Below are 13,493 nucleotides of genomic sequence, written 5' to 3'. Positions count from 1 at the left end.
ACCCAACACACGCACCAAACGCTCACCCAACACCACAACCGAACCCTCGTCGAAGAGATCTGTGGCGTAAGTGAATACGGCGGACATGCCGGCGGGAGCACCTGTTTCGCTCAGGTTCTCCACCAAGGTGAGTTGCAGATCGAACTTCGACATCAACATGTCGATGTCGACCGGGGAGATCTCGAGCCCTGACAAACGCAGTTCGGTCTGCGCCAGGTTCTGGAATGTGAGCATGACCTGGAAAAGTGGGTGATGCGACTGGGAACGAACGGGATCGAGAACCTCGACCAGACGCTCGAAGGGGACATCGGCATTGTCGAACGCGTCCAGATCGACGGTACGAACAGCCTCCAGCAGCCCTGCCAACGATGTCGACGGATCGATCTCGGTCCGAAGCACCAGCGTGTTGACGAACATGCCGATCAGATCGTCCAATGCCTGCTCGCCGCGACCAGCGACGGGAGTTCCGACGACGATGTCCGTCGAGCCGGTCACCCGATAGAGCAAAGTTGCGAGCGCTGCGTGGAACACCATGAACAGCGTTGCATTGTTTTCTTGCGCAACATGATTGAGCGCCTCATGCATCTCGACATCGATGTCGAACGAATGGGAGGCACCCCGATTGCCTGCCACTGCGGGCCGCGGGCGATCGGTCGGCAGTTCAATCTGTTCCGGCAGCCCGGACAGAGCGCGGCGCCAGTAGTCGATCTGCTGCGCGATGGCCGAACCACTGTCGTTTTCGTCGCCGAGGGTGGCGCGCTGCCAAATCGAGAAGTCTGCATACTGCACCTCGAGCGGTCGCCACGCGGGCGCCTGATTTTCGACGCGAGCTGCGTATGCAATCACGATGTCACGCGTCAACGGCCCCAACGAGTATCCGTCGGAGGCGATGTGATGCATCACGAGAACCAGTACGAATTCCTCGCCACCAAGTTCGAGCAATGTGACACGGAATGGCACCTGGGCGGTCACGTCGAAGCCCTCGGTCGCCAGGTCAGTGACAACCTTCTCGATCGAATCACCGTAAACTGCAACAGGATTCAGTTCAATATCGATCTCGGATTCGGCGAGAATCGATTGACGGCCGGTGCCGTCCACATCAGGGTAGACGGTGCGAAGAATCTCGTGGCGACGCACGACGTCCTCGATTGCCGTCTCGAGTGCTCGCACGTCGAGCGGTCCGCTCAGTCGGATAGCGGCGGGAATGTTGTTCACACCGGATGCCGGATCGAAACGGTTCAGGAACCACATCCGCTGCTGGGCCATCGACAGCGGAACGAGGTCCGGTCGCTCCTGCCGGATGAGCGCATCGCGCGCGGTGTCGTCGCCCGAGGTGTCCACCAGGGCAGCCAATGCCGACACGCTGGACGCGTCGAAGAGCGCACGCACGGGAATTCGGTTGCCGATCGCAGCGCTCAACCGCGCGACGACCTGTGTAGCGACCAGGGAGTTTCCACCAAGAGCGAAGAAATCATCGTCCTGGCCGACCTGTGGAACATCGAGAAGATCCGCGAAGATGCCGGCAACCAGAACTTCGCCGGGTGTGACGGGAGCACGGAACTCACGAACGGAGAACACCGGTTCCGGGAGTGCTTTTCGGTCAAGCTTTCCGGTAAAGCTCAGCGGTATCGCGTCAAGAACGATGATTGCCGCCGGAACCATGTACGCGGGGAGGGCTGCAGCGGCAAGCGCCACAAGCTCGGGCTCGGCGGGCGATGCGCCATGCGCTGCGGTCACATACGCCACCAGGCGGTCCTGCATGACCAGCACGACGGCCTGACCCACGGAATCGTGGCCTCGCAACACCGTCTCGATCTCCCCGAGTTCGATGCGGAGTCCGCGCAGCTTGACCTGGAAATCGCTGCGACCGATGTATTCGATCCCACCACCGGACTTGGACCAACGAACGACGTCGCCGGTGCGGTACATCCGGGTGCCAGGCGTGCCGTACGGGTCGGCGACGAATCTTTCTGCGGTCAGGTCCACACGCCTCATATAGCCGCGGGCCACCTGAACTCCCGAAAGATAGAGCTCTCCTGTCACACCCGTCGGCACGGGTCGCAGACGATCGTCCAAAACCAGGGCGACGCTGTTCCAGACAGGCGTTCCGATCAATACCCGGTTGGTGACGCTCGCGTCGACCTCGAACGCCGTCGAGTGAACGGTGAACTCGGTTGGTCCGTACAGATTGTGGAGCTGTGCCGCGGGAAGAGCCTTCCGCACTGCGGCGATAGTGTGCACAGGAAGTGCTTCACCAGCCGCGAAGACGGTGCGCAACGACGGGCAGCGGCCGGCCGTGAGCGCGCCGACGAAGACGTCGAGCACCGAGGGGACGAACGACACCATCGTGACCGAGTGTTCTTCGATGATCTCGGTGAGATATGCAGGGTCGCGGTGTCCGTCAGGATCGGCGACTACCATCTTCGCGCCCGCGGCCAACGGGGCCAGAATCTCCCAGACCGATACGTCGAAGGTGACCGGCGACTTGAACAGAACGGCATCGGACTCGTCGACGGCGTACTTCCCGATCAACCACGCAACCTGACTGACCGCCGAAGCATAGGATATTGCAACACCTTTGGGCTTGCCCGTGGAGCCGGAGGTGAAGATAACGTATCCGATGTTGTCCGGGTGAAGTGGACGCGTCCTCTCGTGATCCTCGATCTTCTCTGCGGAGAACCGCGTGAAGTCGTCCTCGTCGACACGAATGTTCGGCACATCGATTCCGAGGTCCATGATCTCGGAATTCGCGCTCAACACGGCAATCGGAGCAGAAGTCGAGACTATGTCCCGGATTCGCTCGATCGGCTGCTCCGGGTCCAGCGGGACATAGGCCGCCCCCGTCTTCAGAATCGCCCACACACCGATGACGAGACTGGTCGAACGTCGAAGGGCCAGCGCAACCGAAGTCTCGGGCCCCACACCAACAGCGATCAATGCACGCGCGAGCCTGTTCGACTCGGCATCGAACTCTGCATAGGTGAGGCTTCGATCGGCGTCCTCGACTGCGATCGAGTGCGGCGAGCGCGAAACCATCTCTTCGAACAAATCGACGACGGTATTCGCCGTCACCTCGTGGACCTCGCCTGCGGAGTCCTCGACAATAGTCGCGAGTTCGCTGCCGACGATGTCCACGTCTCCGACGATCACGTCAGGACGGAGGGCCACAGACCGCAGGATTGCGACAAAAGTATCAGCGAAGCCACTGACGGTCGCCTTGTCGAACAGATCGGTGGCGTAGGTGAACGCCGCCGCCAGACCGGCGGCCCGGCCATCGGACTCGAATGTCTCCGACATGGTCAACTGCAGGTCGAATTTTGCCACCTCGGCGTCGTAATCGACTGCAGCTACCGTCAGTTCACCGAGATCGAGTGACACGGCATCAAGATTCTGGAACGCCAGGATGACCTGGAAGAGCGGATGCCTGGCCTGGCTTCGCGACGGGTCGAGTTCCTCGACGAGACGCTCGAAAGGCACATCCGAGTGTGCAAAAGCCGCCAAGTCCGTTTCGCGAACCCGCGCAAGCAAGTCGACGAACGATTCGGTCGATTTGACCTCGGTGCGAAGAACGAGCGTGTTCACGAACATGCCGACGAGATCGTCGAGCACCTGCTCGCCGCGGCCCGCCACGGGAGTGCCGATGGCGATGTCGTCGGTGGCACTCAATCGGGACAGCAACACAGCCAATGCGCTGTGCACGACCATGAAGAGAGTTGTCCCGCAATCGCGAGCAATCCGAACCAGTCCCTCATTCAGTTCGGCGTCGATACGGAAATCGACGTTCGACCCCGCGCCGCTCGCCGACTGCGGCCGCTGACGATCGGCCGGCAGCGCGAGCTCTTCAGGCACTCCGTCGAGCGCGCTCCGCCAGTAGGCGAGCTGTCGATTCTGAAGTGAGGAAGGATCGTTCTCCGCTCCCAGGAGTTCGCGCTGCCAGATAGCGAAGTCCGCGTACTGGACCGCAAGCGGTTCCCACATCGGCTTCTCGCCACGTGTCCGAGTTGCGTACGCAGTAACCAGGTCCCGCGTCAGCGGCCCCATCGAGAAGCCGTCGCCGGCAATGTGATGAACTACGACGACGAGGACAAATTCGCGCGCGGAGACGTGGAGAAGTTCGGCACGGAACGGGACCTCACTGGTGACATCGAATCCCGCGGCGACCACCTCGACGACGCGGCCGTACAGCGCGTCTTCCTCGATGGAGCGCACCTCGAGATCGCGCTGCGTCTGCGCAGCGGTCAACACTTTCTGCACTCCGGTACCTTCCACGTCGGGGTACACCGTGCGCAGAACTTCGTGTCTTTCCACGACGTCGGAAATTGCCGCGTCGAGAGCTGATACATCGAGATCACCACTGAGCCGCAACACGATCGGGATGTTGTTGACCGCGGACTCGGGCTCGAGACGGTTGAGGAACCACATGCGCTGCTGAGCCGACGACAACGGAACCGACTCCGGTCGCTCGCCTGCCACCAGAGGGACGCGGGTCGATCCGAATTGGTTTGCCTGATCGACGATCACAGCGAACCGAGCGATGTCGGGGGCGTCGAAGAACGCCCGCACCTCGACGTCCACTCCGAAGTGTGAATTGACCCGGGTGACCAGCCTCGTAGCACTCAAGGAGTTGCCGCCGAGCGAGAAGAAGCTGTCGTCGATACCGATCTCACCGACGTCGAGGAGCTCGCCGAATATCTGCACGAGCGCGATTTCCGTGTCGGTTTCCGGGGCTCGATACTGTACCTTCGAGCGTTCGAAATCAGGCTCGGGCAGTGCCTTTCGATCGAGCTTTCCGCTCGAGTTCAGCGGAAACTCGTCCAATTCGACGAACAGGTCGGGAACCATGTAGTCAGGCAAATTGCGCGAAGCCGCGGAAGCAAGAGAGTCGTGGTCGACGACTGCGCCGGCGACCGGCACGAGGTAAGCGACGAGAGCATCGCCGCCGGCAACGGTCCGAACCGTCGCAACAACCTGGGAAATCGAATCATCCTGCAGAAGAACCGCTTCGATTTCGCCGAGCTCGATACGGAGTCCGCGCAGCTTGACCTGGAAGTCGGTTCGACCGATGTATTCGAGCGTGCGCTCGGAACCCGTTCCGCGCCAGCGCACCAAGTCACCGGTGCGATACATCCGCTCGCCACTCGCGCCGTGCGGGTTCGCGACGAATCGATCGGCCGTCAGGTCTGCGCGTTCGACATACCCGCGAGCGAGCTGAGGGCCCGCGAGATAGAGCTCCCCCGGGACGCCGGTCGGTACCGGCCGCAGGCCGTCGTCGAGCACGTGTAGCGCGGTGCCGGTGACGGCCTGGCCGATCGGTACCGAATCCTGATCTAGATCGCTTGTCCGGTGGTAGGTGACATCGACCGCAGCCTCGGTCGGACCGTAGAGATTGTGCAGTTCTACGCCACTGATGGCGCGGAAGCGAGCTGCAGTACGCCCCGGCAACGCCTCACCCGACGCGAAGACCAGGCGCAGTGAAGTCACGAGCGCTGCGGCCGGTTCGGCGAGATACACCGCGAGCATCGACGGCACGAAGTGAATTGCCGTGACACCGCGATCGACGATCACCTTCGTCAGATACGCAGGATCTCGATGGCCGTCGTGCGTCGCGATGAGCAGCTTCGCGCCGACCTGCAGAGGCCAGAACAATTCCCAGACGGACACGTCGAACGTGAAAGGAGTCTTCTGGAGAATCACGTCGTCAGGGGTGAACCCGTACTCGCTCTGACGCCATAACAGGTTCTCGACGATCGCAGCGTGCGAAACTGCAACGCCCTTGGGCCGACCGGTCGAACCGGATGTGAAGATGACGTACGCGGTGTCCGCCGAACGAAGCGGCGACAGCCGCTCAGACGACGCGAGCGGTGGGGTGTCCCGATCCGACACGGCAATCGAGTCGACAGCGAGTACCGCGGTCTCCGACGGGATCGGTAGCTCGCTGTGCGAAGACGTGAGGACCAAGACCGGGCGGGCCGTCTCGATGACATAAGCAATACGCTCGGCAGGATGATCCGGATCGAGAGGAACATACGCTCCACCAGCCTTGACCACGGCGTAGATCGCAACGAGCATGTCGATCGATCGCTTGATCGCAACTCCGACCAGGCGATCAGGGCCGACGCCGCGACGGATCAGCTCTCGGGCCAGTTGGTTGGCTGCTGAGTCGAATTGCCGGTAGGTGAGTTCGGTGCCGTCGAACTCGAGTGCAATCGCATCCGGACTTCTCTCGACCTGACTCTCGAACAGCGAGACCAGAGTCTCCTCGACGGTATCGGAGGACGCAACCATGTCCGGAACGACGTCGCCCGCATCGGCCAGCAGGTCGGACACCACCGCTCCGAGGCCGTCTGTTCGCGACTCCACGAGCCCTGGCAATGCTCCAGACACGACCATCGGAATCAGCGCGTCCGGGCCGAGCACTCCGCCCATCGCGGTGTCGAGATCTGTCAGTTGCTGATGCAAGTCCGCGTAGCTGACAGACACACCCTCGAAGCACAGAGCAGGTCGATCCGGCTCTATTTCGGCAATTGCCGCTACGAGCCTCGGCAGATCCTCGATGGTCAACGAATTCTGTCCAGACTTGTCAACGAACATCTACCTGTTTCCTCCAACTACGACACTGCAAATGTGCACGCTTCGCAAACAACGAAGCCTACCCGAGGGTTGTGACACCCGAGTTTGACGGATAACCGATTGTCATCCGTGGTGTGATCACGTTCACACCGAACGTTCACCCTGATCCGAGAGCGTCGCTACGACGCGATGACTTCTTCGGCAGCGGCGATGACTCCCTCCAACAATTCGGCGTATCCCTGCGCACCCAATGCCGGCACGATGCCGGGAATCAATCCGGTCAAGGCGACCGAGACCAATGCCTCCGGTTTCAGGGCTGCACCCATCGCCTGCGACACCGCAGCAAACTTCGCAGCCAACTCCTCGTAGGTGACAACGCGATCCTCGTGACGCAATGCGGTACCCGCGGGGTCCGTTGCGTTGGCGCGATCGACCAACTCCGGAATGTCTGCGATTGTCCGGACCACCACAGGCTTCGATGCCTCGCGTTCGGCGTCGGTGACGATGTCGATCGACCGGAGAACGACCGAAGGATCCTCGACGACGGCGTCGACGATCTTCGAGAATCTGGCCGCAAAAAGCTCGACCGTTCCGCGATCGAAGAGGTCCTCGGCGTAGGTGAATGTCAGAGCCACGTCGTCGAGCTCACCGGAATCCGCGAACTCCTCGACCGCGGTCAGTTGCAGATCGAACTTCGCCTGGCCGTAGTCCTCACCGAGTCCGGTGACTTCGAGACCTGGCAATTCCAACGACCCGACGGCAATGTTCTGGAACGTCAGCATGACCTGGAACAACGGCGAGTAAGCGCTCGACCGCTCGCGACCAACTGCCTCGACGAGTCGTTCGAAGGGGACATCGGCATTACCGAAGGCTGCGAGATCCTTCGTCCTTGCCTGGGCCAGCATCTCTTCGAACGACGCGGCAGGCGAGACGTCGGTACGCAAGACCAGGGTGTTGACGAACATTCCGACGAGGTCGTCGAGTTGTTGTTCACCTCGACCCGCGACCGGAGTACCGACTGTGATGTCCGAACCGCCGCTCAGGCGGGACAGCAGCACAGCGAGGACGCTGTGAATCGCCATGAACATCGTCGAGTTGTTCTCACGTGCGATCTGCGCAAGCCGCGCTCCACGCGCACCCAGCGAAAATTCGACCGTGGCACCCTTCATCGACGGCCGCGGCGGTCGCGGGCGGTCGGTGGGCAACTCGATCAATTCAGGAACGCCGGCGAGTTCGCGGGTCCAGTAGTCGAGTTGTCCGGCCAGAGCGCTCGCGGGATCGTTCTCTTCGCCGAGCACCTCCCGCTGCCACAACGTGTAGTCGGCATATTGAACTGCCAGCGGACTCCAGCCCGGTTGGTCGGCAGCTGCTCGTGCCGAGTACGCAGTCATGACGTCGCGGGTCAGCGGGACCGTCGAAAACGCATCACCACTGATGTGGTGCACGACGACAACAAAAACATGCTCGTCGGGAGCGAGTTCGAACAATCGTGTACGAATCGGCACGCGGTCGGTCACGTCGAAGCCTTCGGTCGCAATTGCTGCAACGGATTCCGCCAACTGCTGCGGATCCAGCATCACCGGATCCAACCTGAGGTCGATCTGCGAGATCGGCACGACCTTCTGAGCTGGACCTTCCGGGCTGTCGGGATAGACGGTCCGGAGAATCTCGTGACGAAGAACCACGTCCCGTACCGAAGCGCCGAGCGCATCGACATCGAGACGCCCCGAGAGCCGGATCGCGATCGGGACATTGTACGCGCCGGATTGCGGATCGATTCGATTGATCACCCACATTCGCTGCTGCGCCAGTGAAAGTGGAACGTGGTTCGGTCTCGGTCGAGCTTCGAGAGGAGTTCGAGACCCGGTGCCCGCGAGTTCCTCGACCCGCATCGCCAAAGTCTGCACAGTTGATGCCTCGAACAATGCCCGTACCGGAACGTCACCGTCGAGAGCTGCGCCGAGTCGGGCCGCCGCGCGAGTTGCGACAAGCGAGTTCCCGCCCAATGCGAAGAAATCGTCGTCACGCCCGACCCGATCGACGCCCAAGAGATCTCCGAACACACCGGCGACGATCTGCTCGATCGGCGTTGCCGGCGCGCGGAACGTACGCTCGGCGACCTCGATTTCAGGCAAGGCCTTTCGATCGATTTTTCCGTTGACGTTGAGTGGCATGTTCTCGAGAACCGCTACGTCCGTCGGAATCATGTAGCTCGGAAGTTCAGTGGACAAGAACGACCTGAGTGCGTCCGGATCGACGGAAGTCCCAGGTGTAGCGCTCACGTATGCAACCAGCGAATCCCCCACGTGTGGGTCCGAACGGTTGACCACGACAGCAGCCGCGACATTCTCGTGTCTACGCAGTACGGATTCGATTTCGCCGAGCTCGATCCGGAAGCCCCGGATCTTCACCTGGAAGTCGACTCGCCCCAGGTATTCGAGCTGTCCGCTCTCCGACCACCGCGCAAGGTCACCGGTGCGGTACATCTTGGTGCCCGAAAGACCGAAGGGATCGGCCACGAAACGATCAGAGGTCAGATCCGGACGTCCCTGGTATCCACGCGCCAGTTGCGCGCCCGCGAGGTACAGCTCGCCGGCGACTCCCGGAGGCGTGGGGCGAAGTCGCTCGTCGAGAACGTACGCCCGGGTGTTCCACTCCGGTACGCCGATGGGGACGGCCGTCACCGACGTGTCGGTGACGTGATGAACAGTGGCCGACACAGCGGCTTCCGTCGGCCCGTACAAATTGAACAGCGATGCACTGTTGGCGGCGAGGAACTCCCGTGCAGTCGCCACGGGAAGCTCTTCGCCGATAGCGAGTACTCGCCGCAGAGTGCTGGGCAATCCACCCCCGGCCGCAGTCACCAACATCGACAGCATCGACGGAACGATGTGCAGCGTGGTCACCTTCTCCTCACGCAGAAGTTTGACGAGGTAGTCGGGATCGCGGTGGCCGTCGGGTTCCGCGATGACGAGTCGGGCGCCGGACGTCAGAGCTGACCAGAACTCCCACACCGACAGGTCGAAGGTGGCAGCAGTCTTGAGCAGAACCGAGTCGGACGCGTCCAAACCGAAGTAGTGCCGCTTCCAGAGCAACTGATTGACGATGCTCGCGTGCGACACTGCTACGCCCTTGGGCCGACCGGTCGATCCCGACGTGAAGATCACGTACGCGGTATTCGTCGAACTCAAGGAGCCGATACGGTCCCCATCCCTGATCGGGGTTTCCGCGTACCCCGACAAATCCAAGGAATCGACCGTCACCACCTGCACACCATCCAGGTCCAAGACCTCTGCAGCCGAGGACAGCACACACGCGGGAGTCGCAGTCTCGACGATCAGCGCGATTCGTTCGCGAGGATGCGACGGATCGAGTGGCACGTAGGCACCACCCGCCTTCACCACCGCATACATGGCGACAACCAGATCGAATGAACGTGACATATGCAGAGCCACCAGAGACTCTGGACCCACACCCTGCTCGATCAACCAACGGGCCAGACGGTTGACCCGGGAGTCGAACTCCGAGTAAGAGATTTCGCGTCCCTGGAAGTACAAGGCAGGTGCGAAGTTGTCTAGGCCCACCTGTTCGTCGAACAGGTCCACCAGCGTTGCACCGGGTCCGACCGCAGCTCCCGTGTCATTCCACTCATTCACAACGCGCACGAGTTCGTTCGGCTCCATCAACGACAGATCACCGACAGGTGCCGACGGGTCGCTGACCAACGATGAGATCAGTCTGCAGAATCGCGACGCGAACCGTTCGACGGTTGCACTGTCGAAAAGGTCGGTCGCGTAACTGAAGGTCGCCTCGATACCGGCCGGAGCACCATCGTCGTCGTATCGGTCTGCCAACACCAACTGGAGATCGAATTGAGCGATGCCTTGGTCGACTTCCAGAACCTCGACATTGAGGCCGGCCAACTCCACGGCGGTCTGCTGATGATTCTGGAACGAGAAACCGACCTGGAACAAGGGGTGGCGTGCAGTCGAGCGGACCGGGTTCAGAACCTCTACCAACCGCTCGAAAGGCACGTCCGCGTGTGCGAACGCCTGGAGGTCGACTTCGCGTACCTGGTCGAGAAGGGTGAAGAAGTCCTTCGACGTGTCGATCTCGCTTCGGAACACGAGCGTGTTGACGAACATCCCGATCAGATCGTCGAGCGCGCGGTCACCGCGACCCGCGATCGGGGTTCCGACCGCGATGTCACGGGTCCCGGACAAACGGGCGAGAAGGATCGCAAAAGCGGTGTGAGCAGCCATGAACAACGTCGCATTGCGTTCTCGCGCCAACCCCCGCAGCGCCGCATGGAGTGCGGCATCGAGGGCAAACGAGACGCGGCCACCACGGAACGACTGGACGGCAGGGCGTCTCCGATCAGTGGGCAGAGCCAGTTCGTCGGGTAGCCCGTTGAGCGCCTTGGTCCAGTACGCGATTTGGCTTGTCGCTGTGGAACCTTCGTCCGTCTCGGACCCGAGAACTCGCCGCTGCCACAGCGCGTAATCGGCATACTGCACTTCGAGTGGCGACCATGTCGGTGCGGACCCGCTGACCCGAGCTGCGTAGGCCACCATGACATCTCGCGCGAACGGTGCCGTCGATGCACCGTCGGCAGAAATGTGATGAACAGCCGCCGCGAGGACGAAAGCATCGTCACCGGTTCGGAACAAACGCATCCGCAGCGGCACGTTCTGTGTGACGTCGAATCCGCGCGAGACGAGTTCGACGATCGAATTCACCACGTCGCCTTCGTCGACGGAGACCGGCGTCAAGTTCACTGCAACGCGCGCCGATGGCAGGATGATCTGAACCGGCCCGGATTCTCCCTCAGGGTAGATCGTTCGCAACGATTCGTGTCGTTCGACCACGTCGGCGACCGCCGCTTCGAGCGCCTCGACATCGAGGACGCCTGCGAGTCGGAGCGCCAACGGAATCGAATATGCAGTCGAGTCGGAATCGAAACGATTGAGGAACCACATACGCTGCTGAGCCAGCGAAAGCGGCAGCACATCCGGTCGATCGCCTGCCGTCAGTTGCTGGCGAGAGCCTTGACCTTCGCGCGATTGTGCTCGGACGGCAAGGGATTCGACAGTCGAATGCTCGAACAGGTCGCGCACCGGAACTCGGGCGTCGAGGGCGGAGCTCAAGCGGGACACGACCTGTGTCGCAATGAGTGAGTTCCCGCCGAGATCAAAGAAATCGTCGTCGAGACCGACCCGCTCCACGCCGAGTACTTCGGCGAACACCTGGGCAACGATCTCCTCGACCGGTGTACGCGGACTACGGAACTCACGCATCTCGAACTCGGGTTCCGGCAGTGCATCACGGTCCAACTTGCCAACTGGCGTCAGTGGGACCGATTCCAGAACGATCACAGCAGACGGAATCATGTGCGGAGGCAACGAGATCCCGAGGAACTCGGTCAACTCTCGTACGTCGATCGAGGAGCCCGCTAGAGCGCACACGTACGACACGAGAACTGGTGACCCCGATGGCAAGGTCCGAACGAGAGTCGCTGCGAAATCGACGCTCGGATGACCGGCGAGTGCGGCATCGACCTCACCCAACTCGACTCGGAATCCGCGAATCTTGGTCTGAAAATCGCTGCGCCCGACATAGACCAGCTCGCCTGCCGAACTCTCTGCGCTACGTCCCGACCAGCGAACCACGTCACCTGTTCGATACATGCGACTGCCCGGTTGACCGAACGGATCGGCAACAAAACGGTCCGCAGTCAGGCCATGGCGACCATGGTATCCGCGAGCCAATGCCCCACCCGCAAAGTACAACTCGCCGGAAACACCTACCGGAACCGGATTCAGTCGACCGTCGAGCACCACCGCGCGCACACCGGGAACGGGAACACCGATGGTGATCGGTTCACCCGCGCGCAGCTCTGCATAAGACGAAATAATCGTCGTCTCGGTCGGCCCATATGCATTGAAGTACCGATGTCCGGGCTGCCAACGCCCGAGGAGATCGACAGAGGTGACATCGCCGCCCACCGAGACGACCTCGATGTCGTCGAGTCCGGTCGGGTCGACCGTTCCCAGCACCGCCGGCGTGATGATCGCATGGGTCACCCGCTCCGTACGGAGAATCTCGTGCAGTTCCACGCCTCCGATGACATCGGCGGGAACGATCACGGACACGGCGCCGCGTGAGAATGCCACCATCCATTCGAGCACCGAGGGATCGAAGCTGGGTGAGCAGATGTGCAGGAATCGCCCACCTTGGTCGAGGCGATAGCGCCGAGCGGCTTCGTCGGTGATCGCGCGCAGACCCGTGTGTGTCACGGCGACACCCTTGGGCATACCGGTCGAGCCTGACGTGTAGATCACGTAAGCAGCGTTGAGAACCGACAGCGGCGCAACACGATCCGAGTCCGTGACGGCCTCGTCCGTGTACCTCCTCGCCGCATCCTCCATGAAGGCTTCGCCGACAGCGATCCACTCCACCTCGTCCGGCAACAAATCACGGTGCGCCTCGGTCGTAAGACCGAGCACTGCCTCCGAATCGGTCACCATGTGACGGACTCGGACATCCGGATAGCTGGGATCGACGGGTACGTAAGCCGCACCCGACTTCGCCACGGCCCAGACGGCCCTGACCATGTCGTACGATCTCGGGAATGCCAGGGCAACAAGTGATTCCGGCCCCACACCGCGACTGATCAGCATCCTCGCCAGGCGTGAGGACTCTGCGTCCAATTCGCCGTAGGTGATCGAGCGCCCCTCGGAGCGAACCGCCACGGCCGACCGATCACGATCGACCGCTGCCGTAAAGATGTCGACCAAAGTCTGCGGTTGGGCGCAGTCCGGGCCCGATACCGGTGCCAGCAGCTGCGTTTCCGTCGAATCCAGAATCGCGATGTCGCCGACCACTGCCGACGAATCCGCCACAACAGCCTCGAACACACGAAT

The 13,493-nt window shown here is 61.7% G+C and carries 2 protein-coding genes; both read right to left on the bottom strand.

Annotated elements, in window-relative coordinates:
• Positions 1-6,591 (bottom strand): amino acid adenylation domain-containing protein (locus H7C86_RS35500; protein ID WP_182263374.1); only part of this gene is annotated, 6,591 nt, incomplete at its 3' end.
• A 158-nt stretch (positions 6,592-6,749) separates the two neighbouring features.
• The gene (locus H7C86_RS35495) at positions 6,750-13,472 is read right to left on the bottom strand and encodes an amino acid adenylation domain-containing protein (protein ID WP_259349423.1); all 6,723 of its coding nucleotides are present in this window, start codon (positions 13,470-13,472) and stop codon (positions 6,750-6,752) included.
• Positions 13,473-13,493: the final 21 nt, after the last annotated feature.

Source organism: Rhodococcus sp. UFZ-B548 (genome assembly GCF_903819475.1).
Lineage (GTDB): Bacteria > Actinomycetota > Actinomycetes > Mycobacteriales > Mycobacteriaceae > Rhodococcus_F > Rhodococcus_F erythropolis.
The sequence above is the reverse complement of the archived record's forward strand: the minus strand, read 5'-3'. Positions and strand labels throughout refer to the sequence as shown.